Origin of the sequence: Maritalea porphyrae, from assembly GCF_030159895.1 — a bacterium.
GTDB classification, from domain to species: domain Bacteria; phylum Pseudomonadota; class Alphaproteobacteria; order Rhizobiales; family Devosiaceae; genus Maritalea; species Maritalea porphyrae.
In genome coordinates, this window is sequence record NZ_BSNI01000002.1 from 526,458 (window position 1) to 551,173 (window position 24,716).

General features: G+C 51.8%; 21 protein-coding genes. 10 read left to right on the forward strand and 11 right to left on the reverse strand.

Annotated elements, in window-relative coordinates:
* Positions 1 to 114: 114 nt before the first annotated feature.
* The 4 genes from QQL65_RS06135 to QQL65_RS06150 form a co-directional block, all read right to left on the reverse strand.
* Positions 115 to 2,265: a methyl-accepting chemotaxis protein gene (locus QQL65_RS06135; RefSeq protein ID WP_284362806.1), complete on the reverse strand. Its 2,151-nt coding sequence runs from the start codon at positions 2,263 to 2,265 to the stop codon at positions 115 to 117.
* A 103-nt stretch (positions 2,266 to 2,368) separates the two neighbouring features.
* On the reverse strand, positions 2,369 to 2,986 hold the full coding sequence (locus tag QQL65_RS06140) for a hypothetical protein (RefSeq protein WP_284362808.1): 618 nt from the start codon (positions 2,984 to 2,986) through the stop codon (positions 2,369 to 2,371).
* A 91-nt stretch (positions 2,987 to 3,077) separates the two neighbouring features.
* On the reverse strand, positions 3,078 to 3,794 hold the full coding sequence (gene hutC, locus QQL65_RS06145) for a histidine utilization transcriptional repressor HutC (protein WP_284362810.1): 717 nt from the start codon (positions 3,792 to 3,794) through the stop codon (positions 3,078 to 3,080).
* A 3-nt stretch (positions 3,795 to 3,797) separates the two neighbouring features.
* On the reverse strand, positions 3,798 to 5,168 hold the full coding sequence (locus tag QQL65_RS06150; RefSeq protein WP_284362813.1) for a formimidoylglutamate deiminase: 1,371 nt from the start codon (positions 5,166 to 5,168) through the stop codon (positions 3,798 to 3,800).
* Between the two features lie 118 nt (positions 5,169 to 5,286).
* On the opposite strand from QQL65_RS06150, the gene hutI reads away from it, so the two are divergent.
* From hutI to QQL65_RS06180, 6 genes are all read left to right on the forward strand, one after another.
* A complete protein-coding gene (hutI, locus tag QQL65_RS06155) occupies positions 5,287 to 6,513 on the forward strand; it encodes an imidazolonepropionase (protein ID WP_284362815.1) in 1,227 nt (408 codons plus the stop codon).
* The gene (gene hutH, locus QQL65_RS06160; RefSeq protein WP_379863739.1) at positions 6,491 to 8,032 is read left to right on the forward strand and encodes a histidine ammonia-lyase; all 1,542 of its coding nucleotides are present in this window, start codon (positions 6,491 to 6,493) and stop codon (positions 8,030 to 8,032) included. Before hutI ends, hutH begins: the two co-directional genes overlap by 23 nt.
* Positions 8,032 to 8,841, forward strand: a complete 810-nt coding sequence (gene hutG, locus QQL65_RS06165; protein WP_284362819.1) for an N-formylglutamate deformylase — start codon at positions 8,032 to 8,034, stop codon at positions 8,839 to 8,841. Before hutH ends, hutG begins: the two co-directional genes overlap by 1 nt.
* A gap of 3 nt (positions 8,842 to 8,844) precedes the next feature.
* The gene (gene hutU, locus QQL65_RS06170) at positions 8,845 to 10,515 is read left to right on the forward strand and encodes a urocanate hydratase (protein ID WP_284362821.1); all 1,671 of its coding nucleotides are present in this window, start codon (positions 8,845 to 8,847) and stop codon (positions 10,513 to 10,515) included.
* Between the two features lie 128 nt (positions 10,516 to 10,643).
* A complete protein-coding gene (locus QQL65_RS06175; RefSeq protein ID WP_284362822.1) occupies positions 10,644 to 13,094 on the forward strand; it encodes a hypothetical protein in 2,451 nt (816 codons plus the stop codon).
* Between the two features lie 156 nt (positions 13,095 to 13,250).
* Positions 13,251 to 14,345 (forward strand): M24 family metallopeptidase, encoded by a 1,095-nt coding sequence (locus QQL65_RS06180; RefSeq protein ID WP_284362824.1) that lies wholly within the window; start codon positions 13,251 to 13,253, stop codon positions 14,343 to 14,345.
* Positions 14,346 to 14,381: 36 nt separating this feature from the next.
* Here QQL65_RS06180 and QQL65_RS06185 read toward each other — a convergent pair whose 3' ends face one another.
* Genes QQL65_RS06185 through QQL65_RS06195 form a run of 3 tightly spaced genes read right to left on the reverse strand, consistent with a single transcriptional unit; the run spans position 14,382 to position 16,916 of the window.
* Positions 14,382 to 15,011 (reverse strand): 3-oxoacid CoA-transferase subunit B, encoded by a 630-nt coding sequence (locus QQL65_RS06185; RefSeq protein ID WP_284362825.1) that lies wholly within the window; start codon positions 15,009 to 15,011, stop codon positions 14,382 to 14,384.
* Positions 15,012 to 15,013: 2 nt separating this feature from the next.
* On the reverse strand, positions 15,014 to 15,709 hold the full coding sequence (locus QQL65_RS06190) for a CoA transferase subunit A (RefSeq protein ID WP_284362827.1): 696 nt from the start codon (positions 15,707 to 15,709) through the stop codon (positions 15,014 to 15,016).
* Positions 15,710 to 15,737: 28 nt separating this feature from the next.
* Positions 15,738 to 16,916: an acetyl-CoA C-acetyltransferase gene (locus QQL65_RS06195; RefSeq protein ID WP_284362829.1), complete on the reverse strand. Its 1,179-nt coding sequence runs from the start codon at positions 16,914 to 16,916 to the stop codon at positions 15,738 to 15,740.
* Between the two features lie 88 nt (positions 16,917 to 17,004).
* Here QQL65_RS06195 and QQL65_RS06200 point away from each other — a divergent pair, with 88 nt between their 5' ends.
* Complete coding sequence (locus QQL65_RS06200; protein ID WP_284362830.1) at positions 17,005 to 17,595, forward strand: PAS and helix-turn-helix domain-containing protein; 591 nt, start codon at positions 17,005 to 17,007, stop codon at positions 17,593 to 17,595.
* Between the two features lie 122 nt (positions 17,596 to 17,717).
* On the forward strand, positions 17,718 to 18,086 hold the full coding sequence (locus tag QQL65_RS06205) for a hypothetical protein (protein WP_284362834.1): 369 nt from the start codon (positions 17,718 to 17,720) through the stop codon (positions 18,084 to 18,086).
* A 27-nt stretch (positions 18,087 to 18,113) separates the two neighbouring features.
* On the opposite strand, the gene QQL65_RS06210 is transcribed toward QQL65_RS06205, so the two are convergent.
* Positions 18,114 to 19,031 (reverse strand): LysR substrate-binding domain-containing protein, encoded by a 918-nt coding sequence (locus QQL65_RS06210; protein WP_284362837.1) that lies wholly within the window; start codon positions 19,029 to 19,031, stop codon positions 18,114 to 18,116.
* A gap of 204 nt (positions 19,032 to 19,235) precedes the next feature.
* Between QQL65_RS06210 and amaB the strand changes: the two genes are divergently transcribed.
* Both amaB and QQL65_RS06220 read left to right on the forward strand, forming a co-directional pair.
* The gene (gene amaB / locus QQL65_RS06215; RefSeq protein ID WP_284362839.1) at positions 19,236 to 20,747 is read left to right on the forward strand and encodes an L-piperidine-6-carboxylate dehydrogenase; all 1,512 of its coding nucleotides are present in this window, start codon (positions 19,236 to 19,238) and stop codon (positions 20,745 to 20,747) included.
* Positions 20,748 to 20,778: 31 nt separating this feature from the next.
* Positions 20,779 to 22,008, forward strand: coding sequence for a pyridoxal phosphate-dependent aminotransferase (locus QQL65_RS06220; protein ID WP_284362841.1), 1,230 nt, complete (start codon positions 20,779 to 20,781; stop codon positions 22,006 to 22,008).
* Positions 22,009 to 22,031: 23 nt separating this feature from the next.
* Here the strand turns inward: QQL65_RS06220 and QQL65_RS06225 are convergent, their stop codons facing one another.
* From QQL65_RS06225 to QQL65_RS06235, 3 genes are all read right to left on the reverse strand, one after another.
* Positions 22,032 to 22,811 (reverse strand): CPBP family intramembrane glutamic endopeptidase, encoded by a 780-nt coding sequence (locus QQL65_RS06225; RefSeq protein WP_284362844.1) that lies wholly within the window; start codon positions 22,809 to 22,811, stop codon positions 22,032 to 22,034.
* A gap of 153 nt (positions 22,812 to 22,964) precedes the next feature.
* Positions 22,965 to 23,591 carry a class I SAM-dependent methyltransferase gene (locus QQL65_RS06230; RefSeq protein WP_284362847.1) on the reverse strand — a complete coding sequence of 209 codons (627 nt, stop codon included), beginning with the start codon at positions 23,589 to 23,591 and terminating at the stop codon, positions 22,965 to 22,967.
* Between the two features lie 85 nt (positions 23,592 to 23,676).
* Positions 23,677 to 24,489 carry a CPBP family intramembrane glutamic endopeptidase gene (locus QQL65_RS06235; RefSeq protein WP_284362849.1) on the reverse strand — a complete coding sequence of 271 codons (813 nt, stop codon included), beginning with the start codon at positions 24,487 to 24,489 and terminating at the stop codon, positions 23,677 to 23,679.
* Positions 24,490 to 24,716 lie beyond the last annotated feature (227 nt).

Consider the following 24,716-nt stretch of genomic DNA (forward strand, 5'->3'; position numbering starts at 1 on the left):
AGGGAGCCTGAACGCTATGCGCAAAACGTTTTGGGCGCAAATGAAAAATGACCCCTCTATTGAGGGGCCATTTGTGCAGCAAAAACGGGGAGGAATGTGTTTTGGGTCTAGACCCTAAGCTGCAGCAACTTCGGATAAGAATGTATCCACGGTGGATTGTAGGGTTTGTGCTTGCTTGGCCATATCTTCTGAAGCCACCAACACTTGGTTCGCACTTTGGTTGGTTTCACCCGCTGATGTGGTCACCAGATTGATCGAGCCTGCCACTTGCTCGGTACCAGTAGCGGCTTGGGTAACGCTTTGGCTAATCTCAGCGGTTGCGGCGCCCTGTTCTTCCACTGCCGAGGCAATTGAGGTGGTGTAACTCGTAACTTCAGCCATGGTTTCAGCAATTTGCTCAATCGCGTTCACCGCCTCTTTGGTGCTGTCCTGAATTTCAGTGATTTGGTTGGCAATTTCTTCTGTGGCGCTAGCGGTTTGGTTGGCGAGGCTTTTTACTTCGGTGGCGACAACCGCAAAGCCCTTGCCCATTTCCCCCGCGCGTGCCGCTTCAATCGAAGTGTTGAGCGCCAGCAAATTGGTTTGCTCCGCAATGTCTTGAATAAGTGCTACGACGTCGCCAATCCGCTGTGCAGCGTCGGCAAGTCGGGTAACCTTGCCGTTGGTGCTTTGTGCCGCTTCAGCCGCCGTGTTGACAATTGAATTGGTCTTGGAGACTTGTCGAGATATCTCCTCAATCGAGGCGGCAAGTTCTTCGGCTGCGGCGGCCACAGCCTTTACATTGGCACTCGCTTCTTTTGAGGCGCTGGCCACTTCATTGGCCTGCCCAGATGTGTCGGTGGCAATGCCGGTCAGCACATTGGCGGTTTCCGTCATTTGGCTGGTGTTGCGCGATACCGTTTCAAGCGCCTCGCCCACAGATCCTCTAAATTGCGAGATGAGCGTTTCGACTTTGGATTGGCGCGCAAGCCGCGCATTTGCTTCTTGCTCGCTTTCTTCTTCTAGGCGACGGCGGGCAATTGCGTTTTCTTTAAACACGTCAACGGCCCGGGCCATATCGCCCAATTCGTCTTGGCCTTCGGTGCCTTCTACATCAACATCCAAATTGCCTTCGGCCAAGTCTGCCATGGTGGATGAAAGATTGGCGATCGGACGGGTGATGGTGCGGGCAAACAAAAAGCCAGCGATCATAATCACACCCAAGATCACCGAACCGATTGCGATCAGTAAATTGCGCAATTGATCGACTGGTGCATTGCTCTCAGAGACGCCCTGCACCGCGACAACGGCCCAATTCACCCCAGCAAATTCAAATGGCACGCTTAAAAGATTCAGCTCTTCACCCCGATATGTATCGGTGACCGTGTAGCCATATTTGCCCGCTAGGGCGTCATCTATTGCGGCATAGTCGAGCTTAGTTGATAGAATATCATTCTGATCTGTGAACACAGAATCGTTGCGGAAAGAATGGTCTGCGCCAACGATGAAGGTCTCACCTGTTTTGCCCAAGCCGGTTTTGTCGTGCATGATTTTGGTGAACTGATCTACCGGGATTTGATAGGCCAGTACGCCAATTCGTTCGCCCTTATCAAACACGGGCGTGGAGATGAAACTTGCTGGCGCATCATTGGATGGAGGATAGGGGAAGATGTCCAAGAATTTGAATTCACCCGGCTGCATAAGCGAAGCGGCTTGAAAGGCTTTGCCCAAATCGCTGGCTGCCCAACGCCCACCATTGGGCGCAAAGTTTGTGGCAAAATCGTTCTCTTTGGCAACCGTATATAAAAGTTGCCCATTATTATCGAACAAGAAAATATCATAGTAACCCATCTGCTCCAAAAGGGCTGTGAAGTAGGGGTGATATTTTGTGTGAATCTTGTCATACCATTCACCAGTTTGCGCGCCTTGCAACAAATGACGCTCGCCAAGCGGATAGGGATTGTCGTTGATATAGGCGTTTTGCAGAACCTGTTCGGGGTTGCCCTGTATTTGCGACCAAGCAATGGAAAAATCTTGAATGCCGTTAATCGCAACTGGATTCTGCGCTTCGATAAACAGATCTGACTTCACGCCTTCAAAATAGTTCTTGAGGGCAACCTCGCGGCTTTCAACAATCGTCTCCAATTTGGTGCGCGTCATTTGGCTGACCGTGTTGGAACTGATGATGAAGCTTGCAACGCCCAGCCCTATGCCAATGGCAAGTGCGGACCCCGTTAGGGCCAAAGGCAGGCGATAAGCGATTTTCAATGCAGGAAGTTTAAACATTTGTCGGCTCGCAATGGTTGAAAGTTCAAGCCAGTGTCGCCGCTTCGTGGTTAATTGCTGATTTGGGGGACCTTACGCACAAATGCGCATGTGCCGGGGTGCGCTAGACGCTCATCCGGTGTTGCACACCGCCTTGGGATGCCGCGCTTTGGCGTTTTGGTGCCTTGCCGATCACTTTGTCCTGCATAATCTGCACGCCAGCAAAATTGTTGCGCACAAATTCGTAGCGCCGGAAACCAAAGCCTGCCGCTGGCGCCGTGGTGCCACGTTTTGATTTGTCGTCAGAGAAGCGTCGCCGGTCGGGCCCGAAATAGCTGTCTGTTTCAAAGTAGATGCTTTTCGTGTTCACCTGTTTAGACAGACGCTCCTTGATGGTCGATGCGACCCAAGGAATGGTCAAAACATCATCAAATCCTGCGTTGACGCATTCAATGATTGATTCTTTTGAAGGGCTCTCCACAAAGCAAATCAGCGGCGCGAACCGTACACGCAATTGGTGGCTGGCGCGCAACTCGTTGATTTGCATCTTTGATCGCTCAAAATCAGGCGAATAGTCGAACAGATAGAAGATGATTGGGTTCACTTTGCTCAAACGCTCCGCATCCTGCAAACCCAAATAAGGGCGCACAGTTTTGAACCCCAAATCGGCGCATATGTCGCCGATCAGCGATTTTGAATTGGGGTTGGTCCCCATATTTGCTGCGAAGTCAAAACTAATCACGTCAAGCTACTCTTATGGCCGGGCCGCTAACAATTTAACATGTTAACTTAACCGGATAGTGAATTACATTACTAAAACTATAGGAGAGGAGTTAATTTTTTGTCGAAAAACTAAAGTTTTCAGCGGTCATCCGATAATTTGCACCGGGGTGCAAAAGCCGCGCATAGGTAATCGCGTCGCCTTCTAAATGCGTGCGCCGCTCAATGACGAATAATGCGTCATTTTCATCCAATTCAAGCAGTTTGGCTTGTGCTTTGTTGGCGTTTTCGGCGGAAAAGAAATGCTCAGCCTCGGAATAGGGTGATGTCTCAACCAACCATTCATTTGGGTTCGTCATCTCAAAAGTGGCATGTTCAGCTTGTGGCACCGTTTCAAGATTAATCCAGCGTTCCTCCAGTTGAAAGGGCGCTTCATTGGCAAAATGAATGAGGCGCAAAAACAAAGCCCGATCGGAAGACAAGGCCGCACCAGCGACACCGCTTGGCGTCACAATTTCGCGTTCTAAAACGTTGAACCGATATTTGGCGCCACGCGCCTCAATTTCTTGACGCACCAGTGGAATAGTGACGCGTGTCGCACGGTTCCCCGCCGATGCCACTCGCGTGCCGGCACGACGTTTGCGTTCCACATAGCCTTCTTCTGCCAGTTCACGAATAGCGCGATGCACTGTTGCACGCGCGCAATCATATTGCTGGGCGATAATTTCTTCGTGTTCCACTTTGTCACCCGGCCGCAATTCGCCCTGGCGAATACGCTGCAACAGCTCTTTTTTGATTTTTAGATATACCGGGTCTGAATTGGTGGTCATGAACTATAAGAGTGCCCTGAGCTTGCGCACTGTCTTCTTGAACCCCTGTTCAAATTCAGCGCGCATAATGTGTTGCCCATCTTTAACAATATGCCGCCCTGCTGACCATAGGTTCTCAACATTGTCTTGGCGGGCGGCAAACAGCCAATAATCAAGCGCCAAACTCTCCTCTAAGCCATCGGCCAAAATCGCCTTTGGATCGATGGTGAACATGTCCGCCCATTGCCCCACTTCCAGGCTGCCAGACTGTCGACCAAGCGCCTGGGCGCCGCCAGTCGCGGCCTGGGTCAGCAAATACTCGGCGTTTGAACCATGAGGTTTTGCCAATACGGTGCGCTGGTTGGTCTTATAGCGTTGCGAATGCTCTAGCGTGCGCAACTCTTCGGTCAAGGAAATCCGCAAATCGCTGTCTGAGCCAATGCCAAAACGGCCGCCATTTTCCAAAAACCGCACGGCGTTAAATATCCCGTCGCCCAAATTGGCTTCAGTGATTGGGCAAAGCCCAGCCACCGCACCACTTTTCGCCAGGCCAATTGTTTCCTCAGGTTGCATATGTGTGCAATGGATCAAGCACCAATGTTTATCAACGTTCACATTGTCCAATAGCCACTCAATTGGCCGTGCACCCCAATGGGTCTTCACGTCCTCGACTTCTGCCAATTGCTCAGCGATATGCATATGCACCGGCGCTTCTGGCAAAAGCGTGGCGACCTGATCGATCAAGTCCTTGTTCACCGCCCGCAGGGAGTGGGGTGCAACGCCCAAGTGAAAGTCTAGTGGTGCATCTTTCAGTGCCGTTTTGGTACCCTCAAGCATTTTGGTGAACAGATCGAAATCGCTGCCAAAACGCTGCTGCCCACCTTTTAATGCTTCGCCATTTACCCCGCCAAAGCAATAAAGCACGGGTAAATGCGTTAGGCCCAAACCCACTTGTTGCGCCGCAGAGATGATCTGCAAACTTGTTTCGGCAGGGTTGGCGTAAGGCGCGCCGCCCTGTTGGTGGTGCACATAATGGAACTCACCAACTGAGGCGAACCCAGCTTCTGCCATCTCCATAAAAGTGAACCCCGCGATGGTGTGAATATCGTCAGGCGAAAGCTGATCCAAGAAGCGATACATCACATCGCGCCACGTCCAAAAACTGTCAGTTGATGCGCCACGCCGTTCAGAAAGACCTGCCATTGCGCGCTGAAATGTGTGGCTATGCAGGTTAGCAATCGCAGGCAGCAAAAGCTGGTCGCTCAGATCGATATCCGCCGCGCCCTTTGCCGCGCCAACAGCGATATCATCAATTTTGCCGTCCCTTAGGGTAAGGCGCACATTTTGCGCCCAGCCGGTCGCCAACAAGGCGGATTTTACGAAAATTTGCTGCATTTCAATTCCATTTGACAGATTGAATATGTATGGACATATTAAAAATAAGCATATACATATTTGGACAAGAGGCAAGCATCGTCTCGCCCAATCTTCAAATCAAAATCAGGTCTCGTTGATGTCAAACAGCGCCAATTATTTGTTGATCAATACAAGCATCGCGACCATGCACGATGTGAACGCGCGTTATGGCGGGTTGATAGAAAACGGGGCGATTGCGATTGAAGGCGAAAAGGTCGTTTGGGTCGGACCAGCGGATCAAGTCCCAACCGAGTTTGAAGGTTGGGACAAGCGCGATTTAGGCGGTGCGTTGGTCACACCTGGCCTGATCGATTGCCACACCCATTTGGTTTATGGCGGCAACCGCGCCAACGAATTTGAAATGCGGCTCGATGGCGCATCTTATGAAGAGGTGGCCCGCGCCGGTGGTGGCATTCTATCAACCGTCAACGCAACCCGCGCCGCCTCTGTTGAAGAATTGGTGGCCATGGCTCTGCCACGGCTGGACGCGCTGCTGGCAGAAGGCGTCACGACCGTTGAGATCAAATCAGGTTATGGCTTGGACTTAGCAACTGAGCGCAACATGCTTTTGGCGGCGCGCAAACTTGCCGAACTGCGACCCATAAACATCAAAACAACTTTCTTGGGTGCACATGCCACCTCACCAGAATTCAAAGGTCGGGACGATGACTATGTCCAACATGTCGCGAAAGAAATGCTGCCAGCGCTCGCCGCAGAGGGGTTGGTGGACGCGGTAGACGGGTTTTGTGAAGGCATCGCCTTCTCGCTGGCGCAAATGCAAGTTGTATTCGACGCGGCTCAAAAACTGGGGCTGCCGATCAAACTGCACGCCGAACAATTGAGCAATCTAGGTGGGGCGGCAATGGCCGCCGCCAATGGCGCATTGTCCGCAGATCATCTTGAATATTTGGAAGAGGATGGCGTCAAAGCCTTGGCAAAATCAGACACGGCTGCAGTGTTGCTGCCCGGCGCTTTTTACACATTGCGCGAAACCCAATTGCCGCCAATTGAGCTTTTGCGCCAACACAAAGTCAATATCGCCATCGCCACCGACAGCAATCCCGGCTCGTCGCCGCTCACTTCATTGCTCCTTACCATGAACATGGCAGCAACCCTATTTCGTATGACGCCTGAAGAGGCGTTGCGCGGCGTGACCATCAATGCCGCAAAGGCACTTGGATTAGACAAAAACACCGGTTCAATTGCGGTCGGCAAACGCGCCGACCTCGCGGTCTGGGATGTCAAAAGCCCAGCCGAACTCACTTATAGAATTGGGTTCAACCCAATCAAATTTTCGATTTTTGGAGGCATCCTTCGTGATTAGTCTAACCCCCGGCGCGGCAACGCTCGATCAACTAGAAGACATTTACAGAAATGGCACACCTGCGCGTTTGATTGATGCGGCTCGGCCAAAAATTGATCGTGCTGCACAGGTTATTGAACGCGCGGCGGCGGGCGGCGATGCTGTTTATGGGGTCAATACCGGCTTTGGCAAATTGGCCAAAACCCGGATCGCGCCAAAGGATACTTCTACGTTGCAGCGCAACCTCATCTTGTCGCACGCCTCCGGCGTCGGCGAGCCGCTAAGCGAAAACATTGTGCGCCTCATCATGACGCTTAAGCTTTTGTCGCTTGGGCGTGGCGCGTCCGGCACCAAGTGGGAAACGGTGGAGCTGTTGCAGCAAATGCTCGCCAAAGGCGTGGTGCCTGTGATCCCCGGGCAAGGCTCGGTCGGTGCATCGGGTGATCTTGCGCCGCTGGCTCATTTGACCGCCGTAATGATTGGCGAAGGCGAAGCCTTTTTCAAAGGCGAACGCTTAAGCGGCAAAAAAGCGCTCATAGCTGCTGGCTTGTCGCCCATTATCTTAGGTCCCAAAGAGGGCCTCGCCATGATCAATGGCACGCAAACCTCAACTGCACTGGCGCTGGCTGGATTGTTTGATGCCTGGCGCTTAGCCAAAACCGCATTGGTGACCGGGGCGCTGTCCACTGACGCGGCCATGGGGTCATACGCGCCGTTCCGCGAAGAAATTCAAACCCTACGCGGTCACCAAGGCCAAATTGATGCGGCGGCCATGCTGCGAGATCTGCTTGAAGGGTCCGAAATTCGCGAAAGTCACCGCGAAAATGATGAGCGCGTGCAAGATCCTTACTGTTTGCGCTGCCAACCTCAAGTGATGGGCGCCTGCCTTGATCTATTGCGCCAGACCGCAAAAACCCTTCATATCGAAGCCAATGCGGTAACCGACAATCCGCTCATCGTTGACAATGACGATATTATTTCAGGCGGTAATTTCCACGCCGAGCCCGTGGCATTCGCCGCAGACCAAATCGCCCTCGCCATTTCTGAGATCGGTGCCATCGCCCAACGCCGCATTGCGCTGTTGGTGGACCCAGCATTGTCGTTCGGCTTGCCCGCATTTCTTACGCCAAATCCGGGTTTGAATTCTGGCTTCATGATCGCAGAGGTCACCTCGGCAGCCTTAATGTCGGAGAACAAGCAAAAGGCTTCGCCTTGCTCGGTGGATTCAACCCCCACAAGTGCCAACCAAGAAGATCATGTCTCGATGGCCTGTCACGCCGCCCGGCGCTTGCTCGAAATGAACATCAACCTGTCGCACATTTTGGGCATTGAACTGTTGAGTGCCGTTCAGGGGGTCGAATTGCGCGGTCCGCTCAAAACCTCGCCGAAACTGGAAGCGCTGATTGAAAAATTGCGCAAGCAAATCCCGGCTTTGCAAGAAGATCGATATATGTCACCGGAGCTGGTGCAATCGGGTCACTATGTGCTTGAGCAAGATTTGCTCGCTGATGCGGCGCAACAATTGGAGTTGTTGCCATAATGCATCCAGTTGAGATCAAAAGGGGCAATGGCCCGATCATTCTAGGCATGCCGCACACCGGCACATTTGTGCCAGATGATGTGAAAGACAAACTGAACCCGCGTGGGCAAAAGCTCACCGATACAGATTGGCATATCGACAAACTTTATAATGGTTTGATCGATGATGTGACCATCGTGCGCGCCACCTTCTCGCGCTATGTGATCGATGCGAACCGTGACCCGAAAGGCGTTTCGCTTTATCCTGGGCAAAACACCACAACATTGTGCCCCACGACGGACTTTGAAGGCGAACCGATTTATTTTGCAGGCGAAGAACCGACAGACGGTGAGGTTAAAGAGCGCCGCTTGCATTTCCATGCGCCCTATCACCAAGCCATCACCGATGAGATTGCACGTCTAAAACAATCGCACAGTAATGTGGTGCTTTATGATTGTCATTCGATCCGTTCTGAACTGCCGTTTTTGTTCGAAGGCACACTACCGGATCTCAATATCGGCACCAATGACGGCGCAACATGTGCGCCTGAAATCCAGCATGACGCCTATCAAATTTGCGCACGGTCTGGATTTTCAACGGTTCTGAATGGCCGTTTTAAGGGGGGCTGGACTACCCGCCATTATGCACATCCAGCAAAGGGTGTGCATGCGTTTCAAATGGAAACTGCACAAAGCGCTTACCTCACCAAGGAGCAAGCGCCTTGGACCTACGATGAGACAAAAGCCAACAAATTGCGCCCTGTGCTCAAAGAACTTTTGACAATGATGACAGATTTTTGCGCTGCCAACGCGCGCAACGAGGGGAAATAGATTATGACCGACAATCCACGCAAAAATGCCCGCACTGTGCGCTCGCCGATTGGCCAAGATTTGATTTGTGGCGACTGGACCACGGAAGCGCCCATGCGCATGTTGATGAACAATTTGGACCCAGATGTGGCGGAAAACCCGCATGAATTGGTGGTCTATGGCGGTATTGGCCGCGCCGCGCGCACCTGGGGCGATTTCGACAAAATCGTTGATACACTTAAAACGCTCAAGACAGACGAAACCTTGCTGGTGCAATCGGGCAAACCTGTTGGCGTTTTTAAAACCCATTCAGATGCACCACGTGTGTTGATCGCCAACTCAAACCTCGTGCCCAAATGGGCGAACTGGGACCATTTCAACGAGCTCGATAAAAAGGGCTTAGCCATGTATGGCCAGATGACGGCGGGCTCGTGGATTTATATTGGGTCCCAAGGCATTGTGCAGGGCACATACGAAACCTTCGCAGAAGCCGGGCGTCAGCACTACAATGGCGATTTGACGGGCAAGTGGATTTTGACCGGCGGCCTTGGCGGCATGGGCGGCGCGCAGCCTCTTGCGGCCGTGATGGCCGGTGCTTCTTGCTTGGCCGTTGAGTGCAATCCGGAAAGCATCGATTTCCGCCTGCGCACCCGCTATATCGACGAGAAAACCGATAGCCTTGATGAAGCGCTTGAAATGATTGAGCGCTGGACCAAAGCGGGCGAAGCCAAGTCGGTTGGCTTGCTCGGCAATGCGGCGGACATTTTCCCAGAACTGGTCAAGCGCGGCGTGCGTCCTGACATCGTCACCGACCAAACCTCAGCTCATGACCCAATCAATGGCTACCTGCCTATTGGCTGGTCTATGGCGGATTGGCGCGACAAGCGCGAAACTGCGCCGAAGGAAGTTGAAAAAGCAGCTCGCGCCTCAATGAAGGTGCAAGTGCAAGCCATGCTCGATTTTCACGCAGCGGGTATTCCAACAGTTGACTATGGCAACAACATCCGCCAAGTGGCAAAAGATGAGGGGCTTGAAAACGCCTTCGATTTCCCCGGCTTTGTACCTGCCTATATTCGCCCGCTCTTTTGTCGCGGCGTTGGCCCATTCCGTTGGGCGGCCTTGTCTGGAAATCCAGAGGATATTTACAAGACCGATCAAAAGGTCAAAGAGATTTTGCCGCACAATAAGCACCTGCACAATTGGCTGGATATGGCGCGCGAGCGGATTGCGTTCCAAGGTTTGCCGGCGCGGATTTGTTGGGTTGGTTTGGGTGATCGCCATCGCTTAGGCATGGCGTTTAATGAAATGGTCGCCAATGGCGAGTTGGATGCGCCAGTGGTGATTGGCCGTGATCATCTCGATAGCGGTTCTGTAGCCTCACCAAACCGCGAAACCGAAGCGATGATGGACGGCTCAGATGCTGTTTCCGATTGGCCATTGCTCAATGCTTTATTGAACACAGCTTCTGGTGCTACTTGGGTTTCACTGCACCATGGCGGTGGCGTTGGCATGGGTTACTCGCAGCATTCTGGCGTGGTCATCGTTGCCGATGGCACCCCAGAAGCGGCAAAACGACTTGAACGTGTCTTATGGAACGACCCAGCGACCGGCGTTATGCGTCATGCCGATGCAGGCTATCAAATTGCGCAAGACTGCGCACGGGAGAAGGGGCTCAACTTGCCCGGCATTCTCTAGTCGCTGAATTGGCGCGTGCATTAATGTGCGCGCCAAAAAATCAGATCACATAATTTAGACATATTGGCGATATTGAATATACTCAAATGAAAGACGCGGGGGGCGTCGATCAATTGAGGGATCAAAAAATGCATCGTGCCAAGCAGATTTTCGCCATCTTTTCATTGGCGTTGTCACTCACTTTCATGTTTGCCATGAACGCAAACGCACAGCTTTCAACGCGGGTTCTCACCATCCGCACCATGCCAGCGGACACAAAATTGCAATCCGTGTTTATTGATGGGCAGCGGGCGAAAATCATATCCAATCAAAGTGGGTATGCCTTTGTTGAAATCCGAGCAGATGTGAATGATTTCCGCTGTAAATATACCCTCTCGATCATTGCTGAAAATGGGCGCTTCTTGCGTAAGCAATTCGATCTTTGCGAAAATGTTTGGCAAATCGATGTGAGTTTTGAAGATGATGGCAGCGGTGCATCCCAGAAGCAAATTTCGATTGTTCCCTCCGATCCAAAGGTGCGGATTTTCTCTTTGTCCCTAAACGGTAAGCCGCAAAGCTTTACCGCTTTTATGGATTCAAACCGGGTGGAGTTTACGCTGCGCCGCGGCCCTTCGGGCTATAAATGTTCAACCGAACTTGAAGCGCTTCTTTCGAACGGAAACAGTTATAAGGAGCAGGTCGACCTTTGCGCCAATAACAATGAAGTGGTGCTCGATCTCGAACCAAAACGCGAATATTTTGAAGTGTTTACGGTCCGCTCAAGCATCAAGGATGACCGTATTTCATCTGTGCGTGTGGATGGCCGCAAAGTCCCTATCCTGCGTTGGATTTCAGGTGGGGTGCGCACACGGCTTGCCGCTGGCGCGCCTTCTTTCAGATGCGAAGCAACAATTGAAGTTGGTTTTGCCTCAGGTGCAAAAGCATCAGACAAGATCGACATCTGCGCAGAAAATTTCGATGTCACGCTGACGCCAACACCGCAATATATCACTGACACAAGCCTAGCCTCACCATTCAGCTGGCGTTTCACTGCGCCGCGTGATGCGTTCGACAATGCGCAATTGCGTTTCGCGTCAAACAATCGCGCCGCAGGTTTTGTCGCTCTTTGTGAACCGGGCAGCCGTTCAGTTGATGTTTATATTGCAGGCTTCCCAAATCGCGCTGGACTTGGCAATCGCACCGACCTTGAAATGTGGGCGGGCCGTTATCAGGGCAAACAAAGCGCTACAGCTGGCCGTGCGCCGGGCGGACCAGATAATGCTGCGCCTTTCTTCAACATCTCCACAAGTCATGGGCTTTGGAATGGCTTGATCGCTGGATCTGCATATACACTTATCGCAGATGATGAGCACCGCTTGCGTATGTCGCTAAAGGGCAGCGCCGGCCCTGTGCGTGATTTTGTGCGCGCATGCAACCAACGATTTGACGGCCCTTCTGTAATCGGCGATGTTACCGAAGACAGTTCCCTAAAGTGGTCGCGTACCACCACCTCTAACGGCGCTCAGCAGTTGCAATTTGGCGATGCGAGCACGGATCGGATTGGGTTCGCGGCGCGATGTGAGCCAAATTCAGGCTATGCGGAAGTGATGTTTGCTTCTGCGCCAGGCCAAATGACCGATGGTCGCAACATTTCAATTTTCTGGGACACAGTAGGCAATCAAGGCAAGCTCAATGCAAGAACCCGCACGGTTGAGGGGATCGATTGGGGTGCTGTGCCAATTGCAACCATGGATGTTGAGGATCGGTTATGGCCAAGCCTTGCAGCGGGCAATATCGTGCATATTGCCATGGACGGTGATCGTATGAGCACTTATTCGCTCAAAGGCAGCGCTAAGCCTGTACGTGAGTTTGTGGCCGCTTGTCGCCCTTACGTGCCAGAACCTGAACCTGAGCCAGAGCCAATTGATAATCTGACACCTGATCGCCCAAGCGCGGAAGAAGAAGTGTTTAACACCATTGCTGACATCTTCAACAATCTATCCGATCAAAGCGACGGTAAATTGCAGGTGGAAATCAACAGCCCGAGCGCTGCGGCCAAAAAGGTGTTGCAGGACTATCGCAATAATCCGAACTTCTTCTGCGATGAAGCACGTGTGCCGACCTCACTTGGCAACCGTCAGGTGAAATCGGGTTTTGCCAACAATAGTTCTGACCTTGTGGACCTCTATCAGATCCAGCCGAACGGTCAGCGCGTCCGAGTGCGGGATATTCCGCCCGGTGCTCGGCTTACGGTAACAGCTGATGCGGGCCAGTCCTGGGAAGTGCGCCGCCGCAATGGTGGCTGCCTCACCAGCTTTGCTTCGCCAAACAATGATGTGGTGTTCTCGATCAAAGACAATATGGGGCAAGCGGACCGCGAGGCGTTTGTGAAAACATATCGCTGCGGCGCGCGGCAAACCCATGTGTTGGTCGCACCAAATCATGGTTTCTCGATTGTCGGCGGCCAAATCGGGTTCCATCGTGCAAGCGTTGCAGGTCGAACTCAAAATGTTTGGGCCCGCACAAGCGCAGTGATCGACAATCAACGTTTGGTTGTCCGAGGCAGCGAAGCGCCGGATCTTGATTGCGTCGCACGCTAATTTTGCAAATTGTTAGTTGACCGCTTTTGTGGTCAACCAACCCTTCTCCATCTCCCCTCATTGACAAAGCGATCAAAAATATATTGAGCTTATCAAAATAATTTTGATGGGCCGATCGCGTTTGAATTTGACGACGGCTCAATTTGGGGGAATCGCATGACAAACAATGTGGATGAGAAACTGTCGCGTTTGCGCGAACGCATGAGAAGCAAGCAAGTGGACTTGGTCGCGCTTGGTCCCGGTGCCCATGTTCAGTGGTTGTTGAACTATCACCCCTATCCAGATGAGCGCATGTGCTTGCTTCTTGTTGGCCCCGATGCACATGGATTCGTTATGCCAAAACTGAACGCCGACGCCGTGCGCGCGCACACCGATATCGAATTTTTCACTTGGGCAGATGCACAAGGCTATCAAGAGGCATTGAAAACGGCTCTGGCCAAAATCGCTCCCGCCAATGTTAAAAACGTGGCGCTGGATGAAACCATGCGCGCCGACTTTGCGCTCAATCTGATGGCTGAACTGCCAGGCGCAGCTCATATCTTCACCGAAAGCACCGTGGGCGCATTGCGGATGCGCAAAACGGAAGAAGAGTTCAAGCTGCTTAAAATGAACGCTTTGCTGGCTGATGGAGCGCAGCAAGCTGCCGCAGATGCGATCAAGCCGGGGGTGACTGAATCTCAAGTGGCAGATGCGATCAAAGCGCACTTCATCAATAATGATGCAAAGCCAGCTTTTGACATTGTCGGCGCCAGTGAAAATGGCGCGTTTCCGCATCATCACACCAGCGATCGTGTGCTCAAAGATGGCGATACGGTCGTTGTTGATTTGGGCGGGTTCAAACAAGGCTATCCAAGCGACATTACCCGCATGGTTTCTATTGGTGAGCCGAGCGATGAATACAAGAAAGTCCACGCCATTGTGAATGAGGCGGTTGAGGCAGCGCTTGCCGCCGCAAAGCCTGGTGTTGTTGCGCGAGATGTGGACAACGCCGCGCGCTCAGTGATCGAAAAGGCTGGCTATGGGGAATATTTCACCCATCGCGCGGGCCATGGTCTGGGCATTGAAATTCACGAACCGCCATACATTTCAGCAAGCTCGGATGTGGTGCTGGATGAGGGAATGGTGTTTTCCATCGAGCCGGGCATTTATATGCCGGGTAAGTTTGGTGTGCGTTTGGAAGAGATTGTGTTCTTGCGTGCCGACGGCCCTGAAGTCCTGTCAGAGCGATCTCGCGACGTGGTCGTCGTTTAAAAAAGAAGGGGCAACCTCAGTTGCCCCTTGCTAAATCTAATTGATGATTTTGGCTTCGGTCGCTTGCAGAATGTCGTCTTTTGACACATCCGGTGCCATCTCAACGATTTCCAATCCACCTTCTTTCACGTCAAACACGCCAAGATTGGTGATGATGCGATCCACGACGCCTGTGCCTGTTAGTGGCAGCGTGCATTCCTTTAGAATTTTGGAATCGCCATGCTTATTGGTGTGGTCCATCACCACAACAACACGACCAACCCCGGCCACCAAATCCATGGCGCCGCCCATGCCTTTTACCAGCTTTTTGGGAATCATCCAGTTTGCCAAGTCGCCATTTTCGGCCACTTCCATTGCGCCCAAAATCGCCATGGCAATTTTGCCGCCACGGATCATCGCAAAAGATGTTGCACTGTCAAAATAAGCAGTTTGCGGCAATTCGGTAATGGTTTGTTTGCCCGCATTGATCAGGTCAGCATCAATTTCATCTTCGGTTGGAAACGGGCCCATGCCGAGCATGCCATTTTCCGATTGAAGCGTCACATTCACCCCTTCGGGGATGTAGTTGGCGACCATTGTGGGAATGCCAATGCCAAGGTTTACATATGTGCCGTCTTCTAATTCTTGCGCTGCGCGCGCGGCCATTTGATCTCTAGTCCAGCCCATGTCTATGCCTCCCTCACTGTGCGTTGCTCAATCCGCTTTTCGTGCTCACCTTGCACAACCCGATGCACATAAATGCCCGGCAGATGGATGTTGTCCGGGTCAAGCGAACCTACGGGAACGATCTCTTCGACTTCCATTACGCAAATCTTGCCGCATGTCGCTGCAGGCAAATTGAAGTTGCGTGCGGTTTTTCTAAAAATCGCGTTGCCGGTCTCATCGGCTTTCCATGCCTTCACGATGGAAAGATCGGCAAAAATGCCTTCTTCCATAATGTAGGTTTCGCCGTTGAAGTCTTTATGGTCTTTGCCTTCGGCAATTACCGTGCCCACGCCGGTTTTGGTGTAAAAGCCTGGGATGCCCGCGCCACCTGCACGCATGCGCTCGGCCAATGTGCCTTGTGGGTTAAACTCAAGTTCCAACTCGCCAGACAGATATTGACGCATAAATTCAGCATTTTCGCCCACATAGGACGAAATCATTTTTTTGACCTGCTTGGTTTGCAACAAAATGCCAATGCCAAAATCATCAACGCCCGCATTGTTGGATGCGAAGGTGAGATTTTTCACGCCCGACTTTTTGATGGCGTCCAAAAGCAATTCAGGAATGCCGCAAAGGCCGAAACCACCTGCGGCAATTAACATATCATCATGAAGAATGCCGCTTAGGGCTTCCTCAGGTGAGCTATAAACTTTGTTCATATCTTTCTCCCTCAAACCGCCTTAACGGCTAAACTTCAATCGCCATGGCAACGCCCATGCCGCCGCCAATGCACAGGCTGGCAATGCCGCGTCCGCCACCGCGTTTTTCAAGCGCATAAGCCAATGTGCCCAAAACCCGCGTGCCGGACATGCCCACCGGGTGGCCAAGCGCAATCGCACCCCCATGAATATTGACCTTTTTCGGGTCAACGTCCAAATCTTTCACCACAGCTAAGCTTTGCGCCGCAAACGCTTCGTTGAATTCAAACAGGTCAATCTCATCAAGTGACCAACCGGCACGCTTTGCCGCCAAACGCGACGCAGAAATGGGGCCAAGGCCCATATAGGCCGGATCAAGCCCAGTGTGGGCGAACGCCTTGATGGTTGCTATCGGGCTCAAACCTTCAGCCGTTGCGCTCTCACCACGTGCCAAAACAACCGCTGCTGCACCATCATTGATGCTTGAAGAGTTTGCAGCGGTCACCGTGCCATCCGCATCAAAAATCGGGCGCAGTTTGGCCATTGTTTCAATATTACTGTCAGCGCGAACGCCTTCGTCCGCGCCAAACTCAAATGTCGATTTGCGGGTTTTGATCTCAATCGGCACGATTTCTTTGTCAAAGAAGCCAGCGCTTTGCGCCGCAGCCGCGTTCTGGTGCGAACGTAGCGCAAACTCATCTTGCTCTTGACGCGTTAGGTTATATTTCTGCGCCACATTTTCCGCTGTGTTGCCCATTGGGTAGTTGTGGAACACGTCGGTTAGCGCATCATGCATCATAGTGTCGACTAGTTCGAGATTGCCCGCCTTCTTGCCTTGACGAACAGCGGCCACGTGCGGCGCGTTGGTCATGCTTTCTTGGCCGCCAGCAACCACATAATTGGCCATGCCGGTTTGAATTTGCTGAGCCCCGAGCATGATAGCGCGCAGGCCCGAACCACAAACCTGGTTGATCGTCATTGCAGGGGCATGATCGGGCAGACCCGCATGGCGCGCCGCTTGCCGTGCTGGGTTCATACCAACACCTGCGGTCAGCACCTGACCCATAATGGTTTCATCGATTTTTTCTGGGGCAACGCCGGATTGTTCCACCGCCGCTTTGATGGCAATGGTGCCCAACTGCGCGGCGCTAAACCCTGCGAGTGTGCCGGTTAGACCACCGATGGCGGTACGTTTGGCACTAAGCAAAACAACATCTGAATTGGACATATTTGGCCTCCTCGCCACAAGCAATTCGTCAAGATGCCACAAACCTTAGGGCTTGCAATGGTCCATTGTTTAGTCGTATTTATACGCAATGACTGCAGTTGAAAATTCACCCCAATCGGCCCCAAAAAACCGCTTTGAATTGGCTGAAATGCCTGTGCCTTTGGTGTTCGCCGAGCATCGGATCATCCGCGAATGCAATATAGAATTTGCTACGATTTTCGGCTACACGCCTGAGGAACTCAAGAACACAAGCTTCCATTTGCTCTATCCAAAATTTGCCGATTTTGTGCGCACCGGCGAGATGTGGAAGTCAAACTTTGCAGGCGGTGTCACCTATTATGATGAGCGCATAATGCGCCGCGCTGACAAGTCAGAATTTTGGTGTCAGGTTCGGGGGCGTTCAATGAGTTTGGGGGATCCGTTTGCACGCGCCATCTATTGTTTTGAGCCGCTGCATCGTCCATTGCGTCCAAATAGTGATCATCTAACCGATCGGCAAAACCAGATCATCACATTGGTCGCGCAAGGCAAAACCAACGCTGCCATCGCAAAAGAACTTGGCCTATCCAAGCGCACAGTTGAAGCCCACCGTGCCCGTACCATGAAGGCAATTGGTGTGAAAAACACCGCAGAACTGATTGCTTGGTTTTCAACCTCTGGTAGCAACGTTCAAGAATGAATCATGTTGAGCGTGCTGAATAGATTTTTACCAGTAAGTCAAATAGCTTAGCGTCATAATGTTGCACTTGTCCAACTAGTGAATTTCACGTACATTCTTGCTCATTGAGGGAGAATAAAAACATGAATTTGATTTCAAAAACCATTGCTGTAGCTGGGCTGCTCACAGCTGGTATGCTGGGCAGTGCTGCTTTGGCGCAGTCTGGCGCTGAGGGGACATTCACCATTTACAATGACACAGCGGGCAATGTGGTTGTTGGCTTTTACACCAATGATGGTACGGGCTGGTCCAACAACTGGTTGGGCGACCATATGATGCCGGGTCAATCGGCGAGCGCTGAGTTTTTCGCTGAAACAGGTTCTTGCGATCAGCTGTTCCAGGTTGGCTGGTTAGGTGGCGATGGCTCCGAAGTAATGGACGAGCCGATCTCAATCGATATCTGCCAAGCAACAAATGTGTATCTGGGCGATAACGAAATCAAGTTCGACTAGGTTGAGCGCAACAATTGAAACGGCTGTTTATTCAGCCGTTTCCACCACCGGATGGCTAATCTGCGCCTTGATCCAGTTGGTAAATTCGACAACGCCGGGCTTTTCCGCCTTGTCATCAGGTATTGCCAAAAAGTAGGCGTCTTCTGTTTGCAGCGGGCGCTTGTCGATCACCTGCAAACGCCCCACTTCAATTTGGCTTTCAATCAAATATTGGGGCAACAAGCCAACGCCCAACCCGGCCACGCAAGCTTCAATAATCATTGAGAACTGATCAAACCGATGACCGCGAAACGGTTCGTCGTTTTCAATATTGTGTTGTTCGAACCAATCGCGCCATGCGGTGGGCCGAGATTGCAAATGCAACAATGGCGCCTTTGGCAAATGTTCAGCGCTTTTCACCTTGAAATTAGCAATCAGTTCAGGCGAGGCGACAGGCAGCATATATTCAGCACATAGTGGCTGACACGATGCCCCTGCCCAAATCGGACGACCATAGTGGATAGCCACATCAAAAAACTGTTCTTGCAACGAAAAGGGTGTCCAGCGGCTTTCAAGATTAACGGCCAACTTAGGGTTGTTTTCCAAGAACTGTGGCAATCGGGGCGCCAGCCAATGCGACCCAAAGGTGGGCAGGGTCGCCACCGATAAGGTGGCGTCAGCTTTGGCCGATGCCATGGTGCGATAAACAAGCCCCTCGGTTTGCTCAATCAGATATTTCGCGTCCACCAAAAAGCGTGCGCCAGCCTCTGTCAGGACCACCCGTTTGCGAATACGCTCAAAAAGCGTCACACCCAATTGCAACTCCAAATCCCGGATTTGCCGCGATATAGCGCTTTGGGTGAGGTTCATCTCTTCCGCTGCACGGGTGAAATTGAGGTGCCGTGCAGCGCACTCAAACGCGCTCAATGTGTTGATTGAGGGGAAGTTGCGACGACTGGTATGCATAAGATTTCCTCATCAAGTAATGAAAAATCATTGCTTCTTTAGGGCGTTTCATTGCTTTATCATGAGAATTACGAATTTAAAAGGCTGCGCCGCCTTGATCCGTCTAAGGTATTAAGGTCGCGACAACCACCCATTTCAACTCTTGCGTGCTGACAGGTCCAAACATAGATTTGGATAGGTCAGTCGATTAATTTGGAGCCAATCATGAGCGTCAAAACCCAAACCAAAGACTTGCTGGCAAAACTCGGCGTTGATGCCGCAGCCCTTGAAGGCGGTGATCTGGCCGTGCGCACGCCAACAACAGGCGAAACAATCGCCAATGTGAAAACAGCGAGCGCCAGCGAGATTTCTGCACAAATCGACAAGGCCCACGATGCATTTAAAGCATGGCGCAAAGTGCCAGCCCCGCGTCGTGGCGAATTGGTACGTTTGCTGGGTGAAGAATTGCGCGCCCACAAAGATGATCTAGGCACTTTGGTTTCAATCGAAGCGGGCAAAATCCCCTCTGAAGGTTTGGGCGAAGTGCAAGAAATGATCGACATTTGCGACTTTGCTGTTGGTCTTTCGCGCCAGCTTTATGGCCTAACCATTGCCACCGAGCGTGCTGAACACCGCATGATGGAAACATGGCACCCCCTTGGGGTTGTTGGCATCATCTCAGCCTTCAACTTCCCAGTGGCTGTTTGGTCTTGGAACGCAGCGCTTGCGCTTGTGTGTGGCAACGCCACCATTTGGAAGCCATCTGAAAAGACACCTTTGACCGCCATGGCCTGCCAAGCGATCATGGACAAAGCACTGGCCAAATTTGGCGATTCACCTGAAGGATTGGCAACAATCTTCATCGCTGAGCGTGAAGGCGGCGAAGTAATGGTCGACCATCAAAAAGTGGCGCTTGTTTCAGCGACCGGCTCAACCCGTATGGGGCGCGAAGTTGGTCCACGTGTGGCAAAACGCTTTGGCCGTACGATTTTGGAACTTGGCGGCAACAATGCGGGTATCGTTTGCCCATCAGCTGACTTGGGTATGGCGGTACGCGCCATCGCCTTTGGTGCAATGGGCACCGCTGGTCAGCGCTGTACTTCAACACGCCGCTTGTTCGTGCATGAAAGCGTTTACGACAAACTCGTGCCACAACTCAAGAAAGCCTATGAAGGCGTTTCAATTGGCAACCCACTTACCTCTGGTGCGTTGGTTGGTCCGCTGATCGACAAAGACGCAGCTGACAATATGGAAAAAGCCTTGGCAGCAGCAAAAGCGGCTGGTGGTTCCATTGTTGGCGGCGAACGCGTGGATGTTGAGGGCAACGAAGATGCTTACTACTACCGTCCCGCAATCGTTGAAATGCCAGAACAGTCTGGCCCCATGTTCGAAGAGACCTTTGCCCCAATTCTTTATGTGGTGAAATATTCAGACTTTGACGACGCCATCGACATGCAAAACGCTGTTGGCGCTGGCCTTTCTTCAATGGTCTTTACGTTGAATGTGCGCGAAGCCGAGCAATTCTTGTCAGCTTCTGGTTCAGACTGCGGTATTGCCAACGTCAATATCGGCACATCAGGTGCGGAAATTGGCGGCGCCTTTGGTGGCGAAAAAGAAACAGGTGGCGGCCGTGAAAGTGGATCGGACGCGTGGAAAGCTTATATGCGCCGCGCCACCAACACTGTGAACTATGGCACCGAATTGCCATTGGCTCAGGGCGTTTCTTTCGATATCTAATTGGCAACCGCAAACATAAAAGCATTTTGATATGAACGCCCCAACGCAATCGCCATCTACATTCCGTCGCGCCAATCGTATTTCTGACATTTCGGTGTCAGAAATCATCAAGATTTCAACCCGCGCCCGCGAGTTGAAGGCCGAGGGGAAGCCAGTGATTATTTTGGGGGCAGGCGAGCCGGATTTCGACACGCCTGATCATGTCAAACAAGCTGCGCATAAAGCCATTGACGCTGGGATGACCAAATATACCCCGCTCGATGGTACGCCAGAAATGAAACAAGCCGTGTGCCGGAAACTGGCACGCGGCAATGGCCTCAAATATGAGCCGCAAAATATTTCGGTTTCCGCCGGTGCGAAACAGGTGCTCTATAACGCGTTCATGGCCACCCTGAATGAGGGTGACGAGGTGGTTATTCCCACCCCGTTTTGGACCACTTATGCTGACATTATTCGCATTTGCGGCGGTGTGCCGGTGCTTGTGCAATGCCCGGGCGAAAACGGCTTTAAGCTCCAGCCTGAGCAATTGGCGGAAGCAATTAGTGACAAAACCCGCTGGTTGCTCCTAAACTCACCGAGTAACCCCACAGGCGCAGCGTACAATGCAGATGAATTGCAGCAAATCGCCAATGTGTTGCTCGATCACCCGCATGTTTGGTTGATGAGCGACGATATTTACGAGCATATCATTTATGATGATTTTCAGTTCGTTACCCCAGTGCAGGTCGAGCCACGCCTGAAAGATCGCGCACTGATCATCAATGGCGTTTCAAAATCCCACGCCATGACAGGTTGGCGCTTGGGCTTCGGCGCTGGGCCTGTTGAATTGATCCGCGCCATGGCGGTCATTCAAAGCCAAGCAACCTCTTGTCCTTCATCCATTTCGCAAGCTGCGGCCATTGAAGCGCTTGACGGTGATGAGACATTTTTAAAGACCCGCGCCGCTTCATTCCAAGAGCGCCGTGATTTGGTGGTTGCTGGCCTTAACGCCATTGATGGCGTTGAGTGTCGCACACCAGAAGGCGCGTTTTATACCTTCTCGTCTTGCGCTGGGTTGATTGGCAAATCCACACCGGACGGTCAGGTGATTGAAACGGACAGCGACTTCTGTCGCTACATTTTGGAAAGCGCCCACGTGGCTATTGTTCCCGGTTCGGCTTTTGGCCTGTCGCCCTATTTCCGCATTTCATATGCGGCAGCGAAGAGCGAGTTGGAAGAGGCTGTATTGAGAATTCAAAAGGCATGCGCGGATTTGGTGTAGCAAATTCGCAGGAAATATCGCTTCTAAGCGACAATCAAATACGCGATGGCGACCACATTAAGTGAATTCACAAGCAGGTGGATCGCGAAGGCGGGCCAAATACTACGGGTTTTGTAGACCACAAATGCCATCATCAGGCTAAGCGGTATCAGCTGCGGCAAGAGCCAAAGCTGAAATGTGTGGTAGAAGGCAAACGCAATGCCATTAATTAGCCACGCAGCAGCACCCAAACCAATCATTTTTGGCAATAGCCATGCGCGGAAATAGAGCTCTTCAACCAATATATTCAAAAATAGGGTAACGACCATCAGCCCGATGAGCCAATAAGCGCCTTTTAGCTCAAAACCCGGTGTTAGTTCGGCAATTGGCGTCGACATTGGATCAACGGTCGGGTTCAAAAAGAATGGGAAATATTCCGGTACACTAAGGCCCGAAATGTCGATCCAAAGCGGAACAGCGCTGGCTGCACCACCCGCTACAGCAAGACCAACAATCAACAACAAAACTGAAAATAACCACTGACGTCGATCAAGAGGTTTCAGGCACATTCGGCTTTTTAAGCTGATGCCGAGCTCTTTTGCTTCCCTGTTCATCAGCCAAAGCGGCACAATGGTGAAGCAAAGCAGCATTATCGACGCAATGATGGGCCAAGCAACGATTGCTGGCATGCCGCCCGCATAAAGCGCGGGTAGAACAAACCGGAAGCCAGTGAAAGCCACTGCACTGGGAACGGCAAACGCGATGAAAAGCTGCACCGGATTAAGCTGCTTTGTTTGCGCCCAATTAAATTGAGTATCCGCCATATTGTCCCTCAACTAACAAGTCCGTCCGCCAATAGGAGGCTAACTTAATAACAAAACTATTCAATACAAGTCGCGCATCGCCAAAAGGACGGATTGAAGGTGGTTGTTGGGCGAATAGTAGCGTGCACGGATTTGATGCAGGAGCGGGCCAAATTATTCCCCTTTTCTCTTTGCAATAATACCTCTGCTGGTTCTTGATGGCGGGCCAGATGGGAATGGGTAGACCAGTTCTATTTCAAACCCCGCTTTTCGAACCAATTCTAAAATTTCGTCCTCTTGAAATGTGCGATGGCGCCATTGCAACCAAATGATTGCATTGCACCAATGTGGCTTTGAAACCACGAGATGGAGGCGGCCGTCACGGCACAAAAGATCGCGTAGCTGCGTTAAGGCGATCAAGGGATCGGCGCAATGTTCGATGACATGAGCGGCAAGGACGTCGTCTGCGAGCTCTAGGTCTACTTCTCCAAGAAAAGCCTGCACAAGCACAGGCTCGACTTCATATCGGCGCAACGCCGCACGTCCGCGTTTAAGCATCTCTTGGCTTGGGTCAAGCAGCGTCAATTCACGCGGTACACCGTTGACCGCAATCCAAGCCTGCGCAAACGATGCGGTCCCAGCACCAACATCAATGATACGTGCGTCATTTCTTAATTCACTTTTGCCCGCCGAAAGAAACTTGAGATACCCGTCGTAATACCCAAGGGCGCGCATTTTATCGCCCCATTTGGGCGCAGCAGAATCATATCGGTTATTTTGGTGTTTTGCGGTTTGTGCCATTCTGCGATGTTGCCATCCTTGCGCAAGGATTTCTAGAACGATTCTTTGGGGCCAAAATTCAACAGGAGTTGGCAGTCAAACCAATTTAGGATTGATCCTTTCGACCACCCAAATGTCTGCCGAAGGCCAAATACAGAAGCAGCGAGCAAACGGCCATTACGACTGTGAAGACAAAAACCCCTGTGACGTCTCCCCTATAGACATCGATATAACCACCAATCCAAGCATTTCCGGCACCATGGAATATCGCTGCAAGCAGTACGCTGCCCTTTGAATGGACATAGATCCAAGCATATTGAACCGACCAGACGATGCAAAACAGCGTATAGCCGGCAATTGCACTAAACATACCGGCCTGCGCTGCCCATTCCTGTTGCACAGATCCGGGCGTGAAAAACAGCGGCATGTGCCAAACGCCCCAGGCTAAGCCCACGATCAGGCTAGCGACGACAGCATTGTGCCCGTTCATAAGTTTTGGCATCAAATATCCACGCCAGCCATATTCCTCGCCGAACCCAGCAAGGATTGTGAGGACCACGATCATTGGAATAACTGAAACCAGAGGTGGCAAGGATTCTAGACTGAACGCGTTTCCGGTTATTAACCCGGTCAAATAGACAGAGACGATGGCGGGGATAAGCAGAAAAAAGAGGGCGAAAAACCAGATATGCGTGGGCGCTCGCCAAGCAATGCCGCGTTTCAAAAGGCTATAGAGCGCATCTTTTCCACCATTTGCAAAAGCAAACACGAATGCAGCAATACTCGGGCTCAGGGCGCCAAGTTGAATCGCGCCGCTGGGCAAAACACCTATCAACACCAAACTGATTGGCAATGCAGACAGAATCATTGCTAGCGCAAGATATTTGACAATATCCAAAGTTCGAAATTCGCTCCGCATTGTAATCCCCCATCATCGTCAACAACTATTGTTTCAAACATATGGGTTTGAAATCGCTTCATACAAGACGCCGGAAAAACCGCAAAAAACTCCCTTTCAATCCTTGGTTCAAAGCAAAGTACTTTTCTGTGAGAATTGGATTTGCCAAATTGTTGGGCGCGCCCACAGCGACAATAAAATCGCCAAAACTTATCCCCGCCCCTTTTGGTGGCGCTAAACTGTGTGCA